This window comes from Rathayibacter sp. AY1H2, from assembly GCF_002931985.1.
In the GTDB taxonomy this organism is placed as follows: domain Bacteria; phylum Actinomycetota; class Actinomycetes; order Actinomycetales; family Microbacteriaceae; genus Rathayibacter.
The window spans coordinates 13771-37685 of sequence record NZ_PSUV01000019.1; the positions used below are offsets into that span (position 1 = coordinate 13771).

Consider the following 23915-nt stretch of genomic DNA (forward strand, 5'->3'; position numbering starts at 1 on the left):
CGCGGGCGCGGCCGGCAGGGGTTCAGGCGGGCAGCACCGCGCGGTTCGAGAGTCCGGCTCGGGCGGCGCGGGCGTAGGCGCCGGGCAGCGCGGCCAGGAGGGCGTCGACGTCCGCGTCGGTCGAGGTGTGGCCGAGCGTCATCCGGAGCACCCCGCGGGCCTCGTCCTCGCTCCGGCCGAGCGCGAGGACCACGTGCGAGGGCTCCGGGATCCCCGCCGTGCAGGCGGACCCGGTCGAGACGGAGACGCCCGAGGTGTCGAGGAGGAAGAGGAGGGAGTCGCCCTGCGCACCGGGGAAGGCGAGGTGCGCGTTGTTGGCGACCCGGCGTCCGGAGTCGAGGGCGGGCCCGGTCAGGGTCGCCCCCGGCACGGCGGCGAGGACGCCCGCGACGAGCCGGTCGCGCAGGGCGGCCAGGCGCTGCGCCTCCGCAGACAGCTCGGCGTCCGCCTCGACCGCGGCGGCGGCGAAGGCCGCGGCACCGGGCACGTCCTGAGTTCCGGAGCGGACGCCCCGCTGCTGTCCGCCTCCGTGCAGCACCGGGACCACGCGGGCGTCGCGGGCGAGCACGAGCGCACCGGTCGCGATCGGCCCGCCGACCTTGTGACCCGAGACGCTGACGGCGGCCAGTCCCGCGCCGCGCCCGGAGCCGGAGGCGCGGCGGATCTCGGCGATCCGCAGCGGCACGTGTCCGAGGGCGGCGACCGCGTCGACGTGGAGGGGGACGCCGGCGCGGGCGCACGCGGCCGCCAGCTCGGCGATCGGGTTGATCGTCCCGATCTCGTTGTTGACCCAGAGCACCGTGACCAGGGCGACCGATCCGGGGTCCTCCTCCAGCGCAGCGGCGAGCGCAGCGGCGAGCGCCTCCGGCCGCAGGGTGCCCTCGTCGTCGAGAGGCAGCCACTCGAGGACGGCGCCCTCGTGCTCGGCGAGCCAGGCGGCCGAGTCGAGCGTCGCGTGGTGCTCCCCCTCGGCGACCAGGACCCGGACGCGGGCCGGGTCCTCGCTCCGGCGCTGCCAGTAGAGGCCCTTGATCCCGAGGTTGACCGCCTCGGTGCCGCCGGCGGTGAGGATCACCTCGATCGGCTCGCAGCCGAGCACCCCGGCGAGCGCCGACCGGGCGTCCTCCAGCCGGCGGCGCGCCTCCTGGCCGGAGCCGTGGACGGAGGAGGGATTGCCGCCGTGGGCGGACGCCTCCGCGAACGCGGCGAGCGCCGAGGCGCGCAGCGGGGTGGTCGCGGCGTGGTCGAGGTAGATCACAGCAGCCCTTCGTCCCGCGTCGGGGGCACGGAGGGAGCCGGTGCCCGTCACTACTGTAAGTCGCATGACCTCTCACGATCCCCTGGCCCGGCTCGGCGTGACCGTGGACGATCAGGGCGGTGAGCTGCGGGTCTGGTCCGAGAGCGCGAGCGCCGTCGATCTGCTGCTGTACGACGAGAAGGATCCGACCTGGGTGACCCGCACGGTCCCGCTGGCGCGCGACGACGCCGCGGTCTGGTCCGCGCGCTCCGATCTGCTGGCCCCCGGCCGCCGCTACGCCCTGCGCGTCGACGGACCCACGGGCCCCCGGCACCGCTTCGACCCCCGCCGGGCCCTGCTGGAGCCGTACTCCCGGGGCCTGCACCGGGTGGCGGAGAACGAGTGGCGCTCGGTCGTCGTGGACGACGCGTTCGACTGGGGCTCCTCCTCCCGGCCCGGCACCCCGATGGACCGCACCGTGATCTACGAGGCGCACGTGAAGGGGCTGACCCGGCTGAACCCGGCGCTCCCCGTGGAGCTGCGCGGCACCTACGCCGGCCTGGCGCACGAGTCGACGGTCTCGGCGCTGCTCGAGCTGGGCGTGACGGCGGTCGAGCTGCTGCCCGTGCACGCGTTCGTGTCGGAGCAGCGCCTGCTGCGGCAGGGGCTGACCAACTACTGGGGCTACAACACGCTGAACTTCTTCGCCCCGCACGCCGCGTACGCCTCCTCCACCGCGCAGCGCGGCGGACCGACCGCGGTGCTCCGGGAGTTCAAGGGGATGGTGAAGCTCCTGCACGAGGCCGGCCTCGAGGTGATCCTGGACGTGGTCTACAACCACACCGCCGAGGAGGGGCCGGGCGGGCCGATGTCGAGCCTGCGCGGGATCGACGACGCCGGCTGGTACCGCCAGACGCCCGAGGGCCACTACGTGGACGTCACCGGCTGCGGGAACACGATCGACTTCGGCCGGCCCGCGGCGCAGCGCCTCGCGCTGGACTCGATGCGCTACTGGTCGGGCGAGGTCGGGATCGACGGCTTCCGGCTCGACCTGGCCGCGACCCTCGGCCGCGACGAGATCGCGCACTTCCGGAGCGACCACCCGCTGCTGCGGGCCGCGGTCGAGGATCCGGCGCTGGCCGGCGTGAAGATGATCGCCGAGCCCTGGGACGTGGGAATGGGCGGCTGGCAGACGGGGAACTTCCCGGCCGGGTGGTCGGAGTGGAACGACCGCTACCGCGACCGCGCCCGCAACTTCTGGCTCTCGGACATCGACTACGCCCGCCGCGCCGGCACGGCCCCCGTCGGCATCGGCGGCTTCGCGACCCGGCTCTCGGGCTCCTCCAACACCTTCTCGGCGGAGCGGGGCCCCCTCGCGTCGGTCAACTTCGTCACCGCGCACGACGGCTTCACGCTGGCGGACCTGGTCTCGTACAACGTCAAGCACAACATCGGCAACGGCGAGTCGAACCGCGACGGAGCCGACACCAACCGCTCCTTCAACCACGGCTTCGAGGGCCCCACCACCGACGAGCGGATCACGCTGGCGCGGCGCAAGGCGATGCGTAACCTCCTCGGCACCCTGCTGCTGTCGGCCGGCGTGCCGATGATCACGGCGGGCGACGAGACCGGTCGCAGCCAGCGCGGCAACAACAACGCCTACTGCCAGGACTCGGACCTGACCTGGGTGCGCTGGGAGGGTCTGGCCGACTGGCAGCTCGCGCTCCGCGCGCACACGCGCACCCTGCTGCGCCTGCGGCGCGAGCACCCGGCGCTGCGTCCCTCCCGCTACGGCAGCGGCGACGCGAGCGAGCCGGGCGCCACGACCATGGCGTGGTTCGACGCCCACGGGAGCGGGATGAGCGAGCACGACTGGACCTCCGCCGCCAACCGGACGCTGCAGTACCTCGCGGCCTCGACGCCGGTCGAGGGCGAGCCGGACCGCGTCCTGCTGGTGGTGCACGGCGTCGAGCAGGACACCACGGTCGTGCTCGCCGAGGGCGAGGGGGTCACCGGCTACACGCGCCTGTGGAACAGCGAGGAGCCGGAGCCGCTGGAGCACGGCGAGTCGTTCGAGCCGGGGCAGGTCATCCGCGTGGCCGGCACCTCGATGCAGCTCTTCGCCGCGCACGGGCCGGCGGCCGAGCAGGCCGCCTGATGGCGCGGAGCGGGCCGGGGACCCCGGCGACCGTCGCGCTGACGGCGGCGGGCGTCCCCTTCACTCCCCGCCAGTACCGGCACGACCCGGCCACGACGCGCTACGGGCTCGAGGCGGCCGAGGCGCTCGGCGTCGAGCCGGAGCGCGTGTTCAAGACCCTGATGGTCGACGTGGACGGCGAGCTCGTGGTGGGCGTCGTGCCCGTCACCGGCTCGCTCGGGCTGAAGGAGCTCGCGGCCGCGGCCGGAGGCAGGCGGGCGGCGATGGCCGACCCCGTGCTGGCCCAGCGCCGGACCGGCTACGTGCTCGGCGGCATCTCGCCGCTCGGGCAGAGGACGCTGCACCGCACCGTCATCGACGAGACCGTCGAGCTCCACGACACGGTGCTCGTGTCGGGCGGGCGCCGGGGCTTCGACATCGAGCTCGCCCCCGCCGACCTCGTCGCCGCGACGGCCGCCCTCCTCGCCGACATCGCGCGCTGACCCCCGATCCCTCGCCGTCCTCCTCCGGGCGCCGTTTCGCTCCATGCGCCGTCCTCCTCCCGCGAGATCCCACTCCGGTCCGCGAGACGCCGAGGAAGGCGCACCGGAGCGGCATCTCGCGGAGAGGGACCGGGCGGGGTCAGCCGGCGGCGGCGGCCAGGCCCAGCTCGGCGGAGCGGGCCAGGAGGGGATGCCGCGGCACGACGCGGACGGTGTAGCCGAAGGAGCCGCTGCGGTCGAGGGTGACCACTCCGGCGTAGGGCACGCGCCCGACCGCGTCGGCCGGCACCACGGCACCCGACTCCTCGACCACCTCGAGCTCGTGGTGGCGGACCTCGGTGAGCGAGCCGTCAGCGGACGTCGTCCCGTAGACGACCTCGACCGAGACGTCCGCCGGCGAGAGCTCGCCCAGGCGCACGCCCGCCCGCACGGCGAGCCGGTCCCCGCGCTGGGGCACCGCGTCGATCCCGCCGGACTCGACGGACGCGACCGCGACCCCGGGCCAGCCGGCGCGGACCCGCCGCTTCCAGGTCGCCAGCTCCTTGGCCGGCTCGAAGTGGTCGGCGGCGACGGCGCGCCCGGCCTCGGCGGCCGGCGAGTAGAGCGCCTCGACGTACTGGCGCACCATCCGCTCGGCGGAGAGCTCGGGCGAGAGGGTCGCGAGGGTGTGCCGGATCGAGCGCACCCACCGCCGGGGCACGCCGTCGTGATCGCGCTCGTAGTAGCGCGGCACGACCTCGGTCTCGAGCAGCTCGTAGAGCGCCTCGGCCTCGAGCGTGTCGCGGGCCTCCGGGTCGAGCGCGCGGTCGGAGGAGGGGATCGCCCAGCCGTTCTCGCCGTCGAAGTACTCGTTCCACCAGCCGTCGAGGATCGAGAGGTTGAGCGAGCCGTTGAGCGCCGCCTTCATCCCGGAGGTGCCGCACGCCTCGAGCGGGCGCAGCGGGTTGTTGAGCCAGACGTCGGTGCCCGGGTAGAGCAGCTGCGCCATCGCGATGTCGTAGTCCGGCAGGAAGACGATCCTGCGACGCACGTCCGGCTCCTGCGCGAAGCGGACGAGCCGCTGGATCAGGCGCTTCCCCTCCTCGTCGGCCGGGTGGGACTTGCCCGCGATGACGATCTGGATCGGGTGCTGCGGGTGGGTGAGCAGCGCCCGCAGACGCTCGGGGTCGTGGAGCATCAGGGTCAGCCGCTTGTAGGTCGGCACCCGCCGTGCGAAGCCGATGGTGAGCACGTCCGGGTCCAGCAGCTCGTCCAGCCAGGCCGGCGGGAGGCCGCCCGGGTTCTGCTCGCGCCAGGAGCGGGCGGCCCGGCGGCGGGCGTCCTGTACCAGCTGCTCCCGCATCGCGCGGCGCGCGGCCCACAGCTCGGTGTCGCCGAGCGCGCCCGAGGCCCAGTCGGCCCGCGTCGTGTCGTCGGTGCCGAGCCGCTCCTCCGCGAGCCGCCGGAGGATCGGATCGGTCCAGGTGGCCGCGTGGACGCCGTTCGTCACCGAGCCGATCGGCACCTCCGCCGTCTCGAAGCCGGGCCAGAGGCTCGAGAACATCGATCGGCTGACCTCGCCGTGCAGCGTCGAGACGCCGTTGGAGCGCTGCGCGAGCCGCAGGCCCATGTACGCCATGTTGAACGCCGTCCCGGAGTCCCCCGGCTCTGCGCCCAGCGCGAGCACGTCCTCGACCTGCACGCCCGGGAGCAGCTCCGTGGAGAAGTACTCCTCGATCATCCCGCGGTCGAAGCGGTCGATGCCCGCCGGCACCGGAGTGTGCGTGGTGAAGACCGTGCTCGCCCGCACCACCTGGAGAGCCTGGTCGAAGTCCAGGCCCGCGCCGATCAGGCCGGAGATGCGCTCGAGCCCCTGGAAGCCGGCGTGCCCCTCGTTCGTGTGGAACACCTCCGGGAGGACGCCACCCGAGACCTCGGCCCAGAGCCCGAGCGCGCGGACCCCGCCGATGCCCAGCAGCAGCTCCTGCAGCAGGCGGTGCTCGCCCCCGCCGCCGTAGAGGCGGTCGGTGACGGAACGGAGCGAGTCCTCGTTCTCGGGGATGTCGGTGTCGAGCAGGAGGAGGGTCACCCGGCCGACCTCCGCGCGCCAGACCCGGGCGTAGAGCGCGCGTCCCTCGGGGAGCGCCAGCACGATGCGGGCGGGCGAGCCGTCGGCGAGACGGACGACGCGCAGCGGCAGCCCGTCGGGATCGAGCGAGGGGTAGGACTCGAGCTGCCAGCCGTCGGCGGAGAGCTTCTGCGAGAAGTAGCCCGACCGGTAGAAGAGGCCCACGCCGGTGAGCGGCACGCCCAGGTCCGAGGAGGCCTTCAGGTGGTCGCCGGCGAGGATGCCGAGTCCACCGGAGTACTGGGGCAGCGCCGCCGCGATCCCGAACTCCGGCGAGAAGTAGGCGATCGAGCGCGGGGCGGACTCCGGCAGCGACTGGTACCACCGCGGCTCGGTGCGGTAGCGCTCCAGCTCGTCGCGGAGGCGCCACGCCTCGTCGACGAAGCCCTGGTCCCCCGCCAGCTCGGCGAGGCGCTCGGGGCTCACCGCTCCGAGCAGGGCGGTGGGGTCCGCTCCCCCGCTCCGCCACAGCTCCGCATCGACCCGCTCGAACAAGCGCCGGGCGGGCTCGTGCCAGGCCCAGCGCAGATTGCCCGCCAGATCGCCCAGAGCCGAGAGCTCGGGCGGGAGGACGGAGCGGACGATGAAGCGGCGGATCGCCTTCACGGCACCCCTCGACTCTCTGCGGACCCCGGAGCGCCCGGTCGCGGAGCACCGGGGCGGTCGCGCTCGGTCACCCTAGCGGACCCCGACCACCGCGGATCGGCGGGACGCGGACCCGCCGCCACCCTCCGGCACGCGCTCCCCGGGTCCGTTTGCACAGGCCCGAGCGCGGGCGCAACCGTCGTGTGCGAGCCGCCGCCGGTCGCTACTGTCGTGACGTGGCTCAGATACCTTTCGGCAAGGCTCAGAACGGCAAGGACGCACGGCGAGCGGGTCGCGGACGCGCACCCCAGGAGGCGTCGGCGCCTCCCGAGACGGCCGCTCCGGCGCCCGCCGCCGCCCCCGAGGCGACTCCTGCTCCCCCCGCGGCCGACAGTGCACCGGCCGCCCCGGTGACCGCGGACGCACCCCACGCGTCGCCGGCGACCGCGACGACCGGGAGCGGCTACCGCGTCCGGGCCGAGCGCCTGCCGATCATCGACCCGCAGCCGCGGCTCGAGGACGACCGCTGGCCCGCGAAGGCGTTCGTCGGCGAGGTCGTCCCCTTCGCTGCCACGGCCTTCCGCGAGGGGCACGACCTCATCGGTGTCGACCTCCTGCTGCGCTCGCCGTCCGGGGCCGAGTCGGAGCACCGCATGTCGCTCCTCGCGACCGGCACCGACCGCTACGGGCGCCTCGTGGCCCTCGACGAGGAGGGCGATTGGAGCTACCGCATCCGCGCCTACGCCGACGACTGGGCGACCTGGCTCCACACGGCCGAGGTCAAGATCCCGGCCGGCCTGGACATCGACGTCACCTTCGCCATCGGCGAGGGCCTGCTGCGCAGCGGCGCCGACGACTCCTCGCGGCCCGAGGGCGAGCGCAGCCTGCTCTCCGACACCGCCGCCCGCGTCGGCGACACCACGCTGAGCGCCGAGGAGCGCCTCGCCGCGGCGACCGATCCCGCCGTCCACGGCGCGCTCGACGCCCGCCCGGTGATGAGCCTCACCAGCGTCTCGGAGCCGCGCACCGTCCACGTCGAGCGCACCCGCGCCGGCGTCGGCGCCTGGTACGAGTTCTTCCCCCGCTCCGAGGGCGCCGTGCGCCACGAGGACGGGACCGTGACCAGCGGATCCTTCCGCACCGCGATCGACCGCCTCCCCGCTGTGGCCGCGATGGGCTTCGACGTGGTCTACCTGCCGCCGATCCACCCCATCGGCCGCTCCTTCCGCAAGGGCCCGAACAACACGCTCGACGCCGGCGAGAACGACCCCGGCTCGCCGTGGGCGATCGGCTCGGCCGAGGGCGGCCACGACGCGATCCACCCGGACCTCGGCACCGAGGACGACTTCCGCGCCTTCCACGCCGCGGTCGAGGCCGCGGGCCTCGAGCTCGCCCTCGACTTCGCCCTGCAGGCCTCGCCCGACCATCCCTGGGTCACCAGCCACCCCGAGTGGTTCACGACGCTCCCCGACGGCTCGATCGCCTACGCCGAGAACCCGCCGAAGAAGTACCAGGACATCTACCCGATCAACTTCGACAACGACCCCGAGGGCATCCGTCAGGAGTCGCTGCGGGTCCTGCGGCACTGGATCGACCTGGGCGTGCGGATCTTCCGCGTCGACAACCCCCACACGAAGCCGCTCGACTTCTGGGAGTGGATCATCCACGAGGTCAACGCCGAGCACCCCGAGGTCGTCTTCCTCGCGGAGGCGTTCACCCGCCCCGCGATCATGCGCGCACTCGGCAAGGTCGGCTTCCAGCAGTCGTACTCGTACTTCACCTGGCGCAACACCAAGGAGGAGCTCGGCGAGTTCTTCACGAGCATCTCCCACGAGACGGCCGACTACATGCGGCCGAACCTCTTCGTGAACACTCCGGACATCCTCACCGAGTACCTCCAGTACGGCGGCCGCTCGGCGTACAAGGTGCGGGCGGCCCTGGCCGCGACCGCGTCGCCGCTGTGGGGGGTCTACGCCGGCTACGAGCTGGTCGAGAACGTCGCTCGCCCGGGCGCCGAGGAGAACATCGACAACGAGAAGTACGAGTACAAGACGCGCGACTGGGCCGGCGCCGAGGAGTCGGGCCGCTCGCTGGCGCCGTACATCACGCGCCTCAACGAGATCCGGCGCTCGCACCCCGCGCTCGGGCAGCTGCGGAACCTGCACGTGCACGGCAGCGACGACGACGCGATCCTCGTCTACTCCAAGCACCTGCAGGCCGCGTTCACGGGCACCGGGACCGACGACACGATCATCGTCGTCGTCAACACCGACCCGCACTCGGCCCGCGAGACCACGGTCCACCTCGACCTGCCCGCGATCGGGCTCGACTGGAGCGCGACCTTCGAGGTCGAGGACCTGATCACCGGCGCCGTCTGGACCTGGGGCAGCGACGACTACGTGCGGCTCGACTCGTTCGTCGAGCCCGTGCACATCCTGAGCGTGAAGGCGGACGAGCGATGAGCGGAACCACCCCCGAGGGCACGAGCCCGGCCGAGGAGGCGGGCCTCGGCGCGCACGCCGAGACGGTCCCGACGACCGGCACCAGCTCGGCGACCACCTCCGGCCACGGCGCGCACGTCGCCGACGCGGCGCCCGACGCTCGACAGCACCCCGGAGCGGACGGCGAGAACGCGCGCAGCTACGCGGTCGAGACCGTACCGGAGGCGCCTCAGTCGGTCGCGGCCGATGACGCCGTGACCGTCGAGCCCGACGCCGACGACGCGGAGTCCGCTCCGGTCGGCAGCGGGGCCGAGGGCGACCTGCCCGACGACACGGACGCCGCCGATTCCGTCGCAGCCGACAGCGCCGCTCCCCTCGAGACGACCACCGGCCCCGCCGAGACGACCGAGGACCCCGCGTCCGATTCGGGCCCCGTCGACGGCACTGCGGCGATCGCGCTGCCCGACATCCCGGAGTGGGTGCTGCAGCAGCTCGCCACCGGCAGCAACGCGCTCCCCCACGACGTCCTGGGCCAGCACCTCGTCGCGGCCCCCGGCGTCTCCGACCCGGTGACGGTCGTCCGCGTGCGCCGCCCGCTCGCCGAGAAGGTCGCCGTGGTGCTCGCCACCGGCGCCCGCGTCGAGCTCAGCCACCTCAGCGATGGGATCTGGCAGGGCTTCCACGTCCTCGGTCCGCAGGCGTACACCGTCGAGGCCCGCTACGGCGGCGGCGGCGAGTGGACCGCGGAGGACCCCTACCGCTTCTCGAAGACGGTCGGTGACTTCGACCTCTACCTCATCGGCGAGGGCCGCCACGAGCGCCTCTGGGAGGCGCTCGGCGCCCGTCACCGCGAGCACGAGGGGGTCTGGGGCACGAGCTTCGCCGTCTGGGCCCCGCACGCCCAGGCCGCTCGGGTCGTCGGCGACTTCAACGACTGGAACGGCGAGGGCCACTCCCTCCGCAACCTCGGAACGACCGGGGTCTGGGAGATCTTCGTCCCGGGCGTCGAGCCCGGAGCCTCCTACAAGTTCGACCTGCTCTCGCGTGACGGCCACTGGGTCCGGAAGGCCGACCCGATGGCCCGCGCCACGGAGGTGCCGCCTGCGACCGCCTCGAAGGTCCCCGTCTCGCACCACCAGTGGGGCGACTCCGGCTGGATGGAGAAGCGAGCCTCGGTCGATCCGCACACGCAGCCGCTCAGCGTCTACGAGATGCACCTCGGCTCCTGGCGTCCGGGACTGGGCTACCGCGACCTCGCGGACCCGCTGATCGAGTACGTCACCGAGCTCGGCTTCACGCACGTGGAGTTCATGCCGCTCGCCGAGCACCCGTTCGGCGGCTCCTGGGGCTACCAGGTCACCGGCTACTACGCCGCCTCGAGCCGCTTCGGCACGGCCGACGACCTCAAGTACCTGATCGACCGTCTGCACCAGGCCGGCATCGGCGTCATCGTCGACTGGGTGCCCGGGCACTTCCCGAAGGACGACTTCGCCCTCGCCCGCTTCGACGGCGAGCCGCTCTACGAGCACCCGGACTGGCGCCGCGGCGAGCAGATGGACTGGGGCACCTACGTCTTCGACTTCGGGCACACCCAGGTGCGCAACTTCCTCGTCGCTAACGCCCTGTTCTGGCTCGAGGAGTTCCACGTCGACGCCCTGCGCGTGGACGCCGTCGCCTCGATGCTCTACCTCGACTACTCCCGCAAGGAGGGCGAGTGGCTTCCGAACCAGTACGGCGGACGCGAGCACCTCGAGGCGATCAGCTTCCTCCAGGAGGTCAACGCCACGGCCTACAAGCTGCACCCCGGCATCATGATGATCGCCGAGGAGTCGACGAGCTGGCCCGGCGTCACCCAGCCCACCAGCTCCGGCGGCCTCGGCTTCGGGCTCAAGTGGAACATGGGCTGGATGCACGACTCGCTCGACTACATGGCGAACGACCCGCTCTGGCGCCAGTACCACCTGGGCGAGATCACCTTCTCGTTCGTCTACGCCTTCAGCGAGAAGTTCGTCCTGCCGATCAGCCACGACGAGGTCGTGCACGGCAAGGGCTCGCTGATCCAGAAGATGCCGGGCGACCACTGGCAGCAGCTCGCGAACGTGCGCGCCTACCTCGCCTTCATGTGGGCCCACCCCGGTAAGCAGCTGCTCTTCATGGGCCAGGAGTTCGGCCAGTACTCCGAGTGGAGCGAGGAGCGGGGTCTGGACTGGTGGATCCTCGATCAGCCGAGCCACCGCGGTCTCTGGAGCCTCGTCGGTCAGCTGAACCGCGTGTACCGCGACTCGCCGTCGCTCTGGGAGCTCGACCACGAGCAGTCGGGCTTCGAGTGGATCGACGGCGGCGCGGCGGCGGCCAACGTCGTCTCGTTCCTGCGCAAGGACAGCGAGGGTCGCCCGATCGCCGTCATCGCCAACTTCTCGGGCTCGCCCGTGCACGGCTACCGCGTGAGCCTGCCCACGGCCGGCCGCTGGGAGGAGCTCGTCAACACGGACGCCGAGATCTACGGCGGCAGCGGAGTCGGGAACTTCGGAGCGGTCGAGGCTCGCGAGGAGCCGTGGGCCGGCCGCCCGGCTTCCGCCGAGCTGGTCCTGCCCCCGCTGGCCGTGCTCTACCTGCGACCCGCCGACTGATCGGTTCCCGCACGGAAGAGGCCGCCCGCCGCGACGATCGTCGCGAGCGGGCGGCCTCTCGGCGTTCCGGCCGGCGTCAGTAGAGCAGGCCGGTGAGCCGGGCCCGAGCCTTGTTGACGCGCGGGTCGGTCTGACCGACGATCTCGAAGAGCTCCAGGAGACGAGCCCGGACGGCGGCCTTCCCCTCGGCGTCGAGGCGCGGGAACATCGAGAGCAGCCGGTCGAAGGCGTCCTCGACGTGGCCGCCCGAGACGTCCAGGTCGGCGACGGCGAGCTGCGCGTCGAGGTTCGACGGCTCGGCCGCGGCGGTCGAGCGGATGTCGTCGAGCGTGCGGCCCTGGAGGCGGGCCAGCAGCCGCACCTGAGCGAGACCGGCGACCGCGAGGTCGTCGCGCGGGTTCTGCGCGATGGCGGTCTCGTACTCGGTGATCGCCGCGGCGTAGTCGCCCCGGTCGATCGCGTCGTAGGCCTCCTGGTGGTGCGGCGGCAGCGGCTCGGGCTCGGGCTCCGCGCCCTCGGCGGGAGCGGCTCCCTCCACCGGCACCGTGCCCGTCACACCGTTCTGAGCGGCGAGCTGGAGGACCTGCTCGAGCAGGTCGCGCAGCTGCTCCTCGGCGACGAGGCCGCTGAACAGGGGCACCGGGCGGCCGCCGATGATCGCGGCGACCGTCGGCACGGACTGCACCTGGAACGCCTGCGCCAGCTGCGGGCTCGACTCCACATCGACCCCGACGAGCACGAACGCGCCGGCGTACGAGACGACGACCTTCTCGAGCAGCGCGGTCATGCTCTGGCTCTGGTCCGACCAGGAGCCGCGCAGGTCGACGATCACCGGCACGCGCGAGGAGAGCTGGACCACCTGGTCGAACTCGGCGTCGCCGGCGGTCAGCAGCAGCGGATTCGCGCCGGGCGCGCCTCCGGGAGCGGCGGGCGCGGCCGAGGCGCCGGCGGAGGCGGCGGGCGGGGTGCGGCGGTTCACCAGCGACGAGAGGTCGACGGCGCCGCGGAGGTTTCCGGGCAGGGGCGGGACGGTGCTCACGGCAGCTGCACCACCGAGACGAGTCCCTGGCTCCATCCGAGCATCACGATCTTCTCCTCCGATCCGACGGGCGGTACGTAGAACAGCAGTTGGTATCCGTAGGTGGTCTCGATGCCGGTCGTCGACTTGTCCGTGCCCAGCAGGGTCTGCGAGGCGCCGGAGGTCGAGACGGTCGAGCCCTCGGCAGTGGGGCGGACGGTCGACGTCTCGGCGATGCTCGCCGCGACGAGGGCCCCCGAGTCGTTCGTCGCGAGCGCGATCGTCGGCGACGTGCCGGCGGCGTTCGAGAACTCGATCGAGGCGGTGTCCGGCAGCGCCTCGCGGTCGGCGTTCTTCTTGTCGACGCCGACCTGGCCCCGGAGGGTGTCGCCGTCGGCCGCGAAGAGCTCGGCGTACTGGCTCGAGTCGCCGTTGGCGAGCACGTCGGCGTACGCGGAGCCGACGGTCTGCGGGGCGAGCTTCATCAGGCGCGAGTCCGGCGCCACGATCGACGTGCCGACGGTGACGGGCGCGACGTCGGGGATGCGCGCGTTGGCCTCGAGCGAGATGGCGTAGTCGACCTTGTAGTCGACGCGCGGGCTCGCCTGGCTCATCATCAGCGCGATCGGGGCCTGGGTGGTGTCCGTCGAGTTCTGCACGACGGCGGTGACCAGGCGCGGCCACGACTCCGTGTCCTGCGGGAGCACCAGGCTCACCGGGGAGGCCGGGATCGTCTGCGGGGGGTCGATGGTCCCGCCCTTGGCGACGACGTCGTAGTTGGTGGTGCGCTCGGTGAGCGCCTCGCCCTGGAAGCGCTCGGCCAGGATCCCGGCGTCCCGGGCGGCGTCGGCGCGCGACGCGACATCGGCGACCTCGGCGACGACGGCCTCCGCCTGCTGCGTGGTGACCACGGGGGTCGGCTCGGCCGACACCGGCTCTGCCCCCGCGGTCGCCGTGGCGGACGCGGTCGGCGCCTCGCTCGCGCCCGCGGCGAGATCAGGCCAGTAGTCGGAGCTGCAGCCGGAGAGGAGGACCGTCGTCCCGAGGACGACGGGCAGCACCAGGGCGGCCCGGCGGCGCGAGGGCGCCGGCGACGCCGTGGAGGCCTGGATCCCGGCACGCGGCCGGGGGCGGCGGGCTCCGCGGGGGATCCGGCCCTGCGGCCCCTTCCGGCGCGGGCCGTGCTGACGGCGCAGGTGGACGAAGGCCCAGATGTAGAGGACGAGGCCGAGGAGGAGGAACACGGCTCCTCCGAGCAGCAGCGGGCCGGCGAGGGGCGTCGCGGTGTCCACGGGCCAGCTGACGCGCACGGAGTCGGCTGCCGGCGCGGTGCCGTCGCTCGCGATGAGGATGGAGACGTCCTCCGGCACGTCGAGCGCCAGGGTCACGCTGCCGCTCCCCTCGAACTCCTCGAGCCAGAGGTCGGAGCCGCGCGGATCGACGACCGCCGCGTCGGCGGTCTCGACGTCGGAGGAGAGCTGGACGCGCTCGCCCGTCTCCTCCGCGGAGGTGAGGGTGTCGTCGGCGCGCTCGTAGCCGATGGCGTCGTAGCTCGAGCCGCCCACCCAGCCCAGCACGTCGGAGGTCGGTGCGTAGGCGACGACGAGATCGCCGCTGCCCTCGACCGTGATCGTCTGGCGGCCCGGGTTGGCGCCCAGGGTGCTGCCGTCGATGACCGCGTAGGGAGCGGAGGAGTCGAGCGCGGTCTCGGCGGTGAGGGACTCCGGAGGAGCCCAGACCGTCCGCTGACCGATGCCGAGCACGATCATCGCGGCAGCGATGACGGTGGCGATGATGGCGAAGACGAACCGCACGAAAGTACTCCTCCTGCGTTGCCGGATCGGGGTGACGGCCGGGGCCGGCTCGGGGTACGCAGCCGGACCGGGGCGCGACGGCAACAGACAAAGACAGTCCACGATAGCCGATGCCCTCGCTCGGATGCCCGGGAGAAGCCGAGAGTGCGGCCCGGGCGGCGCGCGGTGCGGGTGTCGCCCCGGCCGCGGCCTCCGCGCTGAATACACTTTCCGAGTGCCGCGAGCCCCACCGCGGTCCTGCTCTGAAGGAGACGACGTGGCGAACGACGAGGCCGAATTCACCCAGGTGTTCCGTGGCTACGACCGGGACGAGGTCGACAAGGCCGTCCAGGGCCTGCGCCGCGAGCTCATCCACTCGAACACCCAGGCGGCCGAGAGCGGCCGCGAGGTGAAGCGCCTGTCCTCCCGGATCGAGGGCCTCGAGAAGGAGCTGCAGCAGGTCGGCACTCCCACCTACGCCGGCCTGGGCGCCAAGCTCGAGCACACCCTGCGCGTGGCCGAGGAGCAGTCCGAGCGGATCATCGCCCAGGCCGAGAACGACGCCTCCGCCCTCCGCCGCTCCACCCGCGACGACGGCGACCGCATCCTCCAGGATGCGCGCGACGAGGCCGAGCGCCTGGTGACCGAGGCGCGCCGCCGTGCGGACCGGACCCGCGACGAGTCCGAGGCGCAGGCCGCGGCGACGCTCGGCAAGGCCGCCGACGACCGCGACGTGATGACCCAGGACGCCGTCCGCGAGGCCGCCGCGATCCGCGGCACCGTGGCGACCGAGGCCGCCGAGACCCGCGCCACCGCGAAGCGCGAGGCCGCCGCGATCCGCTCCGAGGCCGAGCGCGAGGCCGCGGAGATGCGCGCCGTCGCCGCCCGCGAGATCGAGGTCGCCCGCGCCGAGGCCGCCCGCCTCGCCCAGGCCAACGAGCTCCTGCGGGCCGAGGTCGCCTCCGAGGTGGACCGGCTCCGGGCGGCCGTCGAGGCCGAGGTCGCCCAGGCGCGCGCGGCGGTCGAGGCCGAGGTGCTCTCGACCCGCGCCGCGCTCGACGCCGAGGTCGCCGCAGTCCGCGCCGAGGGCGCGCGCGAGATCGCCGACCAGCGCACCCGGCTCACCCAGGAGCGCGCCGAGGCCGTCGCCGTGCTCGACGCCGAGCTGGCGGGCCTGCGCGCCGCGTCCGCCGACGAGGCCGCTGCGCTCTCGCGCGAGGTCGAGCAGGCCCGGATCGACCTGGTGGTCGAGCTCGCCGCGCGCCGCGAGGAGGCCGACCGCGACGACCTGCTCCGCCACCAGGAGGCCGTCGCGCAGACCCAGCGCTACCTCGACGAGTCGAACCTGCAGCTCGCCGACGCCATCCGACGCGCGAACGACAAGCGCCTCGAGGCGGACGCCCTCCGCAGCGACGCCCTCGACGACACGACGCGACTGCGCCGGAAGGCCCAGGACGACTCCGACGCCCTCCTCGACGACGCGCGCGACCAGGCGCAGAAGCTCGTCGCGGACGCGGAGCGCCGCAGCCGCGAGCTGATGGACACCGCCGAGCGGCGCCTCGACGAGATCCGCACCGAGCGCGACGCGATCGCCGGCTACGTGTCGGGACTGCGCGGGCTCATCGGCCACATCGACGGACTCGCGGACGACAGCGACGGCGACGGCTCCGACGGCAGCGGCTCCGACGGCGATGACTCCGACGGCGGCTCGTCCGGCCGCTAGGCGGTCGCTGGGCGGGCGGGCTCAGCCGAGCTCGCCCGCCCACTCCGTCGGCAGCGGGGATGAGGCGGGCGCGACCACGCGCACGATCTCGTCGAGGACCCGGCGGGTCTGCGCCTCGCCGACCCAGAGGTGCTTCCCGCCCTCCACGGCCACGAGGTCCAGCTGCGGCACGCTCGCGAAGCGCTCGGCGGCCGCCTCCGGCCGCAGGTAGTCGTCGAACTCCGGGACGAGCGCCACGAGCGGTCGGCCGTCCTCGCCCCAGGCGGCGACCTCCTCCGCGCTCGTGCGGTGCAGCGGCGGCGAGAGCAGGATCGCTCCCTCGACGGGGTGCTCCCTCCCCCACTTCAGCGCGAGCTCGGTGCCGAAGGACCAGCCGACCAGCCAGGGGTGCGGCAGTCCGCGCTCCGCGACGAGCGCCAGGGCTGCGGCGACGTCGGCGCGCTCCTCGGTGCCGTGTCCGAACGCGCCCTCGCTCGTGCCGCGCGGCGACGCGGTGCCGCGGGTGTTGAAGCGGAGGACCGCCAGGTCGGCGAGCGCGGGCAGGCGGGCGGCGGCCTTCCGCAGGATGTGCGAGTCCATGAAGCCGCCGTGGGTGGGCAGTGGATGCAGGGTGACCAGGGTCGCGACCGGCTCGTGCTCCAGGGGCAGCGCGAGCTCCCCGACAAGGGTCAGCCCGTCGGCCGTGTGCAGCTCGATGTCCTCGCGACGGGCGGGGAGGACGACGCCTCCGCGGATCTCGTGGGTCATCGTGCTCCTCGGATTCTCCAGCAGTGCGTGTGCCAGTGGCGGCGGCCGGCCAGATCGGCCGCGTCGCCGAGCGCGCCGTCGGCCCGCCAGGTGACCAGGTGCGGCTGGCCGATGTCGATGGTGAGCCCGCAGCCCGGGCAGAGGTAGTTCTTCACGGCCCGCGCTGCGGAGACGGGCTGGACGTTCCACTCCCGACCGGCGTGGGACTCGGTGCGCCGGAAGCCGGCGAGCATCTGCGAGAGGTCGCGCTGCTCGTCGTCGTCGTCACGGCGGCCGCCCCGGGGTCTGTTGCTGCGCGGCATCCCCCCAGTCTAGGAGGCCGCCGCCGTGCCCCTTCCGTCAGTGGGAGCTGTCGTCCATCTCGAGCCGGGTCTCCTCGGCGTCGAGCATCAGCTGCGCCCGCCGCAGCGTCCGCGAGGAGTAGACCCCGCGCCCCCGGGCGTCCAGCAGTGCCTCCCGCTCGGCGAGCAGGACCGCTCGGCGCAGCCGCAGGTACTGCGCGTGCGGGCCGAGCGGCGCGTCCTCCGCGCGGCCGACCTGCTCCCACGCCACCTGCGAGCGGGTCAGAGTGTCGCGGCGCACGCGCTCGAGGACGCGCTCGCCCGCCTCGCCGTCGGGCAGCTCCGCCACCGCCTCGGGGAGGGCCTGGATGCCCGTGGCCGCGACCTCGTCGAGCAGCGTCGCGAGCTCGCGGCGGTCGGCCTCTCCGTCGGTGCCCTGGATGCCGGTGAGCCGGATCAGCGCCGGGAGCGTCGCACCCTGCAGGAGCAGCGTCACGACGGCGACGGTGAAGGCGATCAGGATCAGCTGGGAGCGGTAGGGAGTCTCGTCCGGCAGCGACTGGGCCGCGGCGAGCGTGACCACGCCGCGCATCCCGGACCAGGACAGGACGACTCCGCCGCGCCAGCCGAACGCCTCGCTCGTGGTCGCGGCCAGGTCGGTCTCGCGCCGGAGGTAGAGCCGCTCCGCTCGCACCTGCCGCCGCCGGAAGCGCTCATCGCTGGTGGCGCTGTTGCGCAGTCGCATCAGGCCCACCGCCAGCCTCCGGTTGATCCGCTCCGCCCGCCGACCGGAGCTGCGCAGCCACAGGAGCAGCGGCCACACGAAGAGGGCCCGCAGCACGATCAGGATGACCACGGTGGCCAGACCCAGCAGCACCGCGGTGCCCACTCCGAACTCGCCCGGGTCCACGACCCCGGAGACGATCGCCTTGATCTCGGCGCCCATGAGCAGGAAGACGCCGTTCTCGAGCAGGAACTGCGCCGTCCGCCAGTTCACCCGCTCGCTGATCCGCGACTGCGGCGAGAGGAAGCGCGCGCTGTTGTGCCCCGTGTAGATCCCGGTGACCACGACGGCGAGCACCCCGGACGCGCCCAGCTCCTCGGCCGGGATGTAGGCCAGGAACGGCACGGCGAAGGACACGGCGGTGTCGAGCACCGGGTCCCGCAGCGTCGAGCGCACGAAGACGGTGAGCACGCCCATCACCAGTCCGAGGACGATCGCCATCAGGACGGAGTAGACGAAGAGGACCCCCACCTCGCCCACGTCGATCGCGTCGGTCGTGACGGAGGCGCCGACCACGGCCGCCGCAGCCGTCGCGGCGCGCAGCAGCACCAGCGCCGACGCGTCGTTCACGAGGCTCTCGCCCTCGAGCACCGTCACCAGGCGGGGCGGGAGTCCGAGCTTCTTGCCGATCGAGGTCGCTGCCACCGCGTCGGTCGGGCTCACGACGGCGCCCAGAGCGATCGCTGCGGGCAGGCTCAGATCGGGGAACACGAGGTAGAGGAAGCCGCCCACCACGAGGGCGGTCACGACGACCAGCAGCACCGAGAGCCCGAAGATCGAGCGCAGGTTCCGCCGGAAGTCGGTGAGGGGCACCTGGATCGCGGCCGAGTACAGCAGCGGCGGCAGCACGCCCGCGAGGATCAGCTCAGGCTCGACCTCGATGTCCGGGACCCCGGGGAGGTAGGACGCGCCGATACCGATGACGACCAGGAGCAGCGGTGCGGCGATCCCGAGGCGGCTCGAGAACCGCGCGACGGTGACGACCGTGATGATCCCGACGACCCCGAGCAGCGCGTAATCCACGGCACCAGGGTAGCGAGAGCCTCAGCCCGCCGGACGCGGTGCCGAGCGGAGGGGAACGATCAGTACCAGCCGACCGATTCGGAGTGGGCCCAGGCACCGCAGGGCGAGCCGTAGCGGCCGGAGATGTAGCCGAGGCCCCAGGTGATCTGGGTGCTCGCGTTGGTCGCCCAGTCGGAGCCGGCCGACGCCATCTTGCTGCCGGGGAGTGCCTGCGGGATGCCGTAGGCACCGCTGGACTTGTTCTCGGCGTAAACGTTCCAGCCGGACTCGCGGTTCCAGAGGAGGACGAGGCAGTCGTACTCGCTGTCGGCCCAGCCGCGCTGCACGATCATGTCGTACGCGATCGCCTTCGCGGATCCGGGATCCGGAGCGGCGGCGCGCTGGACGGGAGCGGCGGTCTCCGCCTCGGCGGAGCCCGACTCCTCCTCGTCGGCGGTCGCGGAAGCGGTCTGAGTCTCGGTCGGAGTGGGCGTCGGGGTCGGAGTGGGCGTCGGCTTCGCCTCGGCGCCGAACGAGTCGCGCTGGACGGTCCGCTCGACGGCGTCCGCGACGACGAGCCGCTGCGCGGAGTCGCCGTTGAAGCGCGCCGGGGCCTGGTAGTAGGGGGAGGCGACCGCGCCGCTGGACGGATCGACGACGTTCACCATGGCGAACGCGATCGAGGCCGTGAAGGCCAGCACCGTCACCGGGATCCGAGCCCAGGAGCGCCGCACCGGGGTCTGGTGCGGGACCGCCGGGCGACCGCTGGTGCGGTTCGCGGGCGTGTGGGCGACGGAGGTCTGAGGATGCTGAGCCACGATTACGAAAGCATAACGGACGATGACCTGATCGGCCAGCAGATCCGGCTCCGGTCAGCGGACCGCCAGCATCACGTCGACGACCGTGTCGAGCAGCAGGTCGACCTGCGCCTCGGCGTACCCGCCGCGCTGCGGGGCGAAGGAGACGGTCCGCACGTCGTCCACGGTCAGCACCGATCCGTCGCGGAAGTAGCCGGAGATCCGGTCGGCGAAGGCGTCGACCTGGCGGATATTGTAGCCCGTCGTGAGAGCTCCGGCCCGGGTGAACCGCTCGCGGGGAGCGCGTGCCAGCCGGTTCACGATCTCCTGGGCGGTCGACCGCGCGTCCGCGAGCCACGACTCCTCGCCCCGGGCCGCGATCGCGTACTGGCGCTCCCGCAGGGCGAAGGCGTCCTCGAGGCGCTCGAGCGCCGCATCGACGTGGGGCGCGGAGTAGCCGCCCTTGCGCAGGGTGAACGCGGTGTGGCGCAGGTCAGCGGCGCGGAGGTCCGCCGGTCCCCCGGAGAGCTGCGAGTAGGCCTCGCGCGCCGACGCGAGGAAGGAGTCGACCTCGGCCGTGTCGTAGCCGGGACGGGACTCGCGGGCTCGGGGGAAGGGAGCGGTCATCCCGACATCATGCCAAGCCGCGCGCCGGGAGCGGAATCGGCACGCCCCGGTGAGGCGCCCGCTCAGTGGGCGAAGACGAAGTACAGCACGTAGGCCGCGGCGGCCGACGGCAGGATCGAGTCCAGCCGGTCGAGGACTCCTCCGTGGCCGGGCAGCCAGGAGCTCATGTCCTTGATGCCGATGTCGCGCTTGATCAGCGACTCGGCGAGGTCGCCGAGCGTCGCGGTGAGCAGCACCACCGCCCCGAACACCGCGCCGACCCACCAGGGCTGGCCGAGCATCAGCAGGGCGAGCAGGACGCCGACGCCGATCCCCGCGACGGCCGCACCGGCGAACCCCTCCCAGGTCTTCTTCGGGCTGATCCGCGGTGCCATCGGGTGCTTGCCCCAGGTGAGTCCGCTCACGTAGGCGCCGGTGTCGACGACGATCACGAGCACCAGGAACGCGAACGCCCAGAGCTGGCCGCCGGGCTCGGCGACGAGACGGATCGCGAAGGCGCCGAGGAAGGTCGTGTAGCCCTGGACGAACGCGCCGAGGCCGATGTCGAGGGCGAGGTCCCTCCGGCTGGAGGCGGTGCGCCGGAAGAGCTGCTCCCCCAGCCGCCAGAGGCCGACGAGGACGGATCCGCCGAGGACGGTGGCCCACGCGGCGCCGAGGCCGCCGTAGTAGGCGGCCGGCACGGCGACGACCGCCACGATCCCGGTCGGGATGCGCGGGATGTCCCGACCGGCGTGGCGCAGAGCGTTCGAGAGCTCCAGCGCCGCGAGCAGCACCACCACCCCCGCGAGCACCATGAAGAGCTCCTTGACCAGGAGGAGGCTGACGACCATCGCGCCGCCGCCGAGGAGTCCGATCGCGGTCGCCGACACGAGGTTCCGGCCGGAGCGCGCGGTCAGGCGGTCGTTCGTCGCCTCGAGCTGGGCGCGGGTCGCCTCGAGCTGGCGCTCGACGTCGGCCCGGCCCTGCTGGGCGCGCGCACGTAGCGCGTCGCGGGTGACCATCCGGGATCCCCGGGCACCCGGGACGTGCGGAGACGGTCTCTTCTCGCCGCCCCCGGGTCCTTCGGGGATCTCGGGCACCGCTACACCTCGAGCAGTTCGGATTCCTTGCGCTTGAGCGCCTCGTCGATCGCGTCGACGTGCTGCTTCGTGAGCGCCTCGAGCTCCTTCTCGCCGCGGGAGAGCTCGTCGTCGCCGATGTCGCCCTTCAGCGCGTCGAGGTCGTCCTTGCCCTTGCGGCGGATGTTGCGCACCGCGATCTTGGCGTCCTCGGCCTTGGTGCGGACGATCTTGACGAACTCCTTGCGGCGCTCGGCGGTGAGCTCCGGCAGGGTCACCCGGATGATCGTGCCGTCGTTGGTCGGGTTCGCGCCGAGGTTCGGCATGTCCCGGATGGCCTGCTCGATGTCGCGGAGCGAGCCCTTGTCGTAGGGCGTCAGGACGAGCGTGCGGGCCTCCTGGTTCTGCATCGAGGCGAGCTGCGACAGCGGCGTCGGGGTGCCGTAGTAGCTCACCAGCACCTTCTGGAACATGCCGGGGTTCGCGCGTCCGGTGCGGACCGTGGAGAAGTCCTCCTTGGCGACCTCGACGGCCTTGCCCATCTTGGTCTTCGCGTCGGCCAGTACATCCGAGATCACAGGGAGCTCCTTAAGAGAGGGAAGTGGTCAGTCTAGTTCGAGACGAGCGTGCCGAGCTCGGCGCCGCGGATGGCCTTCGCGACGTTGCCCGAGGGCTCCATGCCGAAGACCTGCATCGGCATGCCGTTGTCCATGCAGAGGCTGAACGCGGTGGAGTCGACCACCTTGAGGCCCCGCTGGAGCGCCTCCTGGTAGGTCAACGCGTCGAGCTTCTTCGCGTCGGGGTTCGTCCGCGGGTCGGCGTCGTACACGCCGTCCACGCCGTTCTTGGCGACGAGGACCACGTCGGCGTGCGTCTCGAGCGCGCGCTGCGCGGCGACCGTGTCGGTCGAGAAGTACGGGAGTCCGGCGCCGGCGCCGAAGATGACGACGCGGCCCTTCTCCATGTGCCGGATCGCCCGGCGGGGGATGTAGGGCTCCGCGACCTGCGTCATCGCGATCGCTGACTGCACGCGCGTCTCGGCGCCCGCCTGCTCGAGGAAGTCCTGGAGGGCGAGGGCGTTCATCACCGTGCCCAGCATGCCCATGTAGTCGGCCCGGCCGCGGTCCATGCCGCGCTGCGAGAGCTCGGCTCCGCGGAAGAAGTTGCCGCCGCCGACGACCACCGAGATCTCCACCTCGGTCGCGGCATCGGCGATCTCGCGCGCCAGGGCGCTGATCACGTCCGGGTTCACGCCGAGCGTGCCGGCTCCGAACGCCTCCCCCGACAGCTTCAGAAGCACCCTGCGGCGCTTGCCCGTCGTCATCGCATCCGTCTCCGTCATGGACGTTTCCTCCCGTAGACCCGTACAAACCTATCCCGCGCGGAGCGGGCCCCGCGACCACGCCCGGGGCCGCCCCGGGCAGAGCGAAGGGAGCCCGGGTCGACTGAACGACCCGGACTCCCTCCTGCAGTGCTGTTAGGCGCCGACCTTGAAACGGGCGAAGCCCGACACGGTCAGGCCCGCGTCGCTCAGGACCTTGCTGACGGACAGCTTGTTGTCCTTCGCGTAGTCCTGGTCGAGCAGCGCGACCTGCTTGAAGTACGCGTTCACGCGTCCCTCGATGATCTTCGGCAGGGCGGCCTCGGGCTTGCCCTCGCCGCGCGAGATCTCCTCGACGATGCGGCGCTCGTTGTCGACCTCGGACTGCGGCACGTCCTCGCGCGAGAGGTAGGACGGGTTCGCGAACGAGATGTGCTGGGCGACGGAGCGCGCGGTCTCGGCGTCCTCACCCGCGTAGCCGACGACCACGCCGACCTGCGGGGGCAGGTCCTTGTTCGTCTTGTGGAGGTAGATCGCGAAGTGCTCGCCCGAGACGGAGGCCACGCGGCGCAGCTCCACCTTCTCGCCGAGGATCGCGGCCTCGTCGTTGATGAGGTCGGCGACGGTCTTGCCGTCGGCGGGGGCCGCGAGGGCCTCCTCGACCGTGGTGGAGCCGGCGGCGACCACCGCGGCGAGCACGGCGTCGGCGAGGGCGATGAACTTCGTGCCCTTGGCGACGAAGTCGGTCTCGCAGGCGAGCTCGATCATCGTGGCGACGCCGTCCTTCTCGGCGGCGGCGACGAGGCCCTCGCTCGTCGAGCGGTCGGCGCGCTTCGCGTTGCCCTTGGCGCCCTTGAGGCGGAGGATCTCGACCGCCTTGTCCAGGTCGCCGTCGGCCTCGACGAGCGCGTTCTTCGTGTCGACCATGCCGGTACCGAGCTGCTCGCGCAGCGTCTTGACGTCAGCGAGGCTGAAATTTGCCATGTTCTCGGAACTCCTCTTGGTTCGGAAACCCTGTGGCGCCGTCACTCGCGGCGGGCTCACGGGAGGAGCCCAGCACGCCGAGGTGACGGCGGTTCTTACTCGTGGTGAACGTGCACCGACCGAGCGGGGGCCGGACGACC

General features: G+C 72.9%; 18 protein-coding genes. 5 read left to right on the forward strand and 13 right to left on the reverse strand.

Going from position 1 to position 23915, the window contains the following annotated elements; all coding sequences use genetic code 11:
• Nucleotides 1-22: 22 nt before the first annotated feature.
• Nucleotides 23-1258: a cysteine desulfurase family protein gene (locus C5C29_RS13315; RefSeq protein ID WP_308470869.1), complete on the reverse strand. Its 1236-nt coding sequence runs from the start codon at nt 1256-1258 to the stop codon at nt 23-25.
• Nucleotides 1259-1322: 64 nt separating this feature from the next.
• Between C5C29_RS13315 and glgX the strand changes: the two genes are divergently transcribed.
• Entirely contained in the window at nt 1323-3395 is a 2073-nt protein-coding gene (gene glgX, locus C5C29_RS13320) for a glycogen debranching protein GlgX (RefSeq protein ID WP_104223882.1), read from the forward strand.
• Nucleotides 3395-3877: a Cys-tRNA(Pro) deacylase gene (gene ybaK / locus C5C29_RS13325; RefSeq protein WP_104223883.1), complete on the forward strand. Its 483-nt coding sequence runs from the start codon at nt 3395-3397 to the stop codon at nt 3875-3877. The genes glgX and ybaK overlap by 1 nt, the downstream gene beginning before the upstream one ends.
• Nucleotides 3878-4016: 139 nt before the next feature.
• Here the strand turns inward: ybaK and glgP are convergent, their stop codons facing one another.
• Nucleotides 4017-6590, reverse strand: a complete 2574-nt coding sequence (gene glgP / locus C5C29_RS13330; protein ID WP_104223884.1) for an alpha-glucan family phosphorylase — start codon at nt 6588-6590, stop codon at nt 4017-4019.
• 470 nt (nt 6591-7060) lie between these two features.
• On the opposite strand from glgP, the gene C5C29_RS13335 reads away from it, so the two are divergent.
• Nucleotides 7061-9031, forward strand: coding sequence for an alpha-1,4-glucan--maltose-1-phosphate maltosyltransferase (locus C5C29_RS13335; RefSeq protein WP_258062298.1), 1971 nt, complete (start codon nt 7061-7063; stop codon nt 9029-9031).
• Complete coding sequence (gene glgB, locus C5C29_RS13340) at nt 9028-11640, forward strand: 1,4-alpha-glucan branching protein GlgB (protein WP_181074950.1); 2613 nt, start codon at nt 9028-9030, stop codon at nt 11638-11640. The genes C5C29_RS13335 and glgB overlap by 4 nt, the downstream gene beginning before the upstream one ends.
• Nucleotides 11641-11716: 76 nt before the next feature.
• Here glgB and C5C29_RS13345 read toward each other — a convergent pair whose 3' ends face one another.
• Nucleotides 11717-12679, reverse strand: coding sequence for a tetratricopeptide repeat protein (locus C5C29_RS13345; RefSeq protein ID WP_104223885.1), 963 nt, complete (start codon nt 12677-12679; stop codon nt 11717-11719).
• Entirely contained in the window at nt 12676-14472 is a 1797-nt protein-coding gene (locus C5C29_RS13350; protein ID WP_104223886.1) for a hypothetical protein, read from the reverse strand. The genes C5C29_RS13345 and C5C29_RS13350 overlap by 4 nt, the downstream gene beginning before the upstream one ends.
• A gap of 256 nt (nt 14473-14728) precedes the next feature.
• Between C5C29_RS13350 and C5C29_RS13355 the strand changes: the two genes are divergently transcribed.
• Nucleotides 14729-16174, forward strand: a complete 1446-nt coding sequence (locus tag C5C29_RS13355; RefSeq protein ID WP_104223887.1) for a DivIVA domain-containing protein — start codon at nt 14729-14731, stop codon at nt 16172-16174.
• Between the two features lie 21 nt (nt 16175-16195).
• On the opposite strand, the gene C5C29_RS13360 is transcribed toward C5C29_RS13355, so the two are convergent.
• The 9 genes from C5C29_RS13360 to tsf form a co-directional block, all read right to left on the reverse strand.
• Nucleotides 16196-16921 carry an alpha/beta hydrolase gene (locus C5C29_RS13360; RefSeq protein WP_104223888.1) on the reverse strand — a complete coding sequence of 242 codons (726 nt, stop codon included), beginning with the start codon at nt 16919-16921 and terminating at the stop codon, nt 16196-16198.
• On the reverse strand, nt 16918-17223 hold the full coding sequence (locus tag C5C29_RS13365; protein ID WP_181027199.1) for a hypothetical protein: 306 nt from the start codon (nt 17221-17223) through the stop codon (nt 16918-16920). The genes C5C29_RS13360 and C5C29_RS13365 overlap by 4 nt, the downstream gene beginning before the upstream one ends.
• 37 nt (nt 17224-17260) lie before the next feature.
• Nucleotides 17261-19009, reverse strand: coding sequence for a sodium:proton antiporter (locus C5C29_RS13370; RefSeq protein ID WP_104223889.1), 1749 nt, complete (start codon nt 19007-19009; stop codon nt 17261-17263).
• Nucleotides 19010-19068: 59 nt separating this feature from the next.
• The gene (locus C5C29_RS13375; RefSeq protein ID WP_258062294.1) at nt 19069-19806 is read right to left on the reverse strand and encodes a lytic transglycosylase domain-containing protein; all 738 of its coding nucleotides are present in this window, start codon (nt 19804-19806) and stop codon (nt 19069-19071) included.
• Between the two features lie 54 nt (nt 19807-19860).
• On the reverse strand, nt 19861-20412 hold the full coding sequence (locus tag C5C29_RS13380) for a DivIVA domain-containing protein (RefSeq protein ID WP_104223891.1): 552 nt from the start codon (nt 20410-20412) through the stop codon (nt 19861-19863).
• Nucleotides 20413-20474: 62 nt separating this feature from the next.
• Nucleotides 20475-21413 (reverse strand): phosphatidate cytidylyltransferase, encoded by a 939-nt coding sequence (locus C5C29_RS13385; protein WP_104223892.1) that lies wholly within the window; start codon nt 21411-21413, stop codon nt 20475-20477.
• An 80-nt stretch (nt 21414-21493) separates the two neighbouring features.
• Complete coding sequence (gene frr / locus C5C29_RS13390; RefSeq protein ID WP_104223893.1) at nt 21494-22048, reverse strand: ribosome recycling factor; 555 nt, start codon at nt 22046-22048, stop codon at nt 21494-21496.
• Nucleotides 22049-22080: 32 nt separating this feature from the next.
• On the reverse strand, nt 22081-22794 hold the full coding sequence (gene pyrH, locus C5C29_RS13395; RefSeq protein WP_374952923.1) for a UMP kinase: 714 nt from the start codon (nt 22792-22794) through the stop codon (nt 22081-22083).
• Nucleotides 22795-22947: 153 nt separating this feature from the next.
• The gene (tsf, locus tag C5C29_RS13400) at nt 22948-23775 is read right to left on the reverse strand and encodes a translation elongation factor Ts (RefSeq protein ID WP_104223895.1); all 828 of its coding nucleotides are present in this window, start codon (nt 23773-23775) and stop codon (nt 22948-22950) included.
• Nucleotides 23776-23915: the final 140 nt, after the last annotated feature.

Excerpts from the sequence above, each read along its gene's own strand:
- glgB (WP_181074950.1), top strand. The coding sequence starts at position 9,028 with ATGAGCGGAACCACCCCCGAGGGCACGAGCCCGGCCGAGGAGGCGGGC.
- pyrH (WP_374952923.1), bottom strand. The coding sequence starts at position 22,794 with ATGACGACGGGCAAGCGCCGCAGGGTGCTTCTGAAGCTGTCGGGGGAG.
- C5C29_RS13360 (WP_104223888.1), bottom strand. The coding sequence starts at position 16,921 with ATGACCCACGAGATCCGCGGAGGCGTCGTCCTCCCCGCCCGTCGCGAG.
- C5C29_RS13365 (WP_181027199.1), bottom strand. The coding sequence starts at position 17,223 with ATGCCGCGCAGCAACAGACCCCGGGGCGGCCGCCGTGACGACGACGAC.
- glgX (WP_104223882.1), top strand. The coding sequence starts at position 1,323 with ATGACCTCTCACGATCCCCTGGCCCGGCTCGGCGTGACCGTGGACGAT.
- C5C29_RS13380 (WP_104223891.1), bottom strand. The coding sequence starts at position 20,412 with ATGACCGCTCCCTTCCCCCGAGCCCGCGAGTCCCGTCCCGGCTACGAC.
- tsf (WP_104223895.1), bottom strand. The coding sequence starts at position 23,775 with ATGGCAAATTTCAGCCTCGCTGACGTCAAGACGCTGCGCGAGCAGCTC.
- C5C29_RS13385 (WP_104223892.1), bottom strand. The coding sequence starts at position 21,413 with ATGGTCACCCGCGACGCGCTACGTGCGCGCGCCCAGCAGGGCCGGGCC.
- ybaK (WP_104223883.1), top strand. The coding sequence starts at position 3,395 with ATGGCGCGGAGCGGGCCGGGGACCCCGGCGACCGTCGCGCTGACGGCG.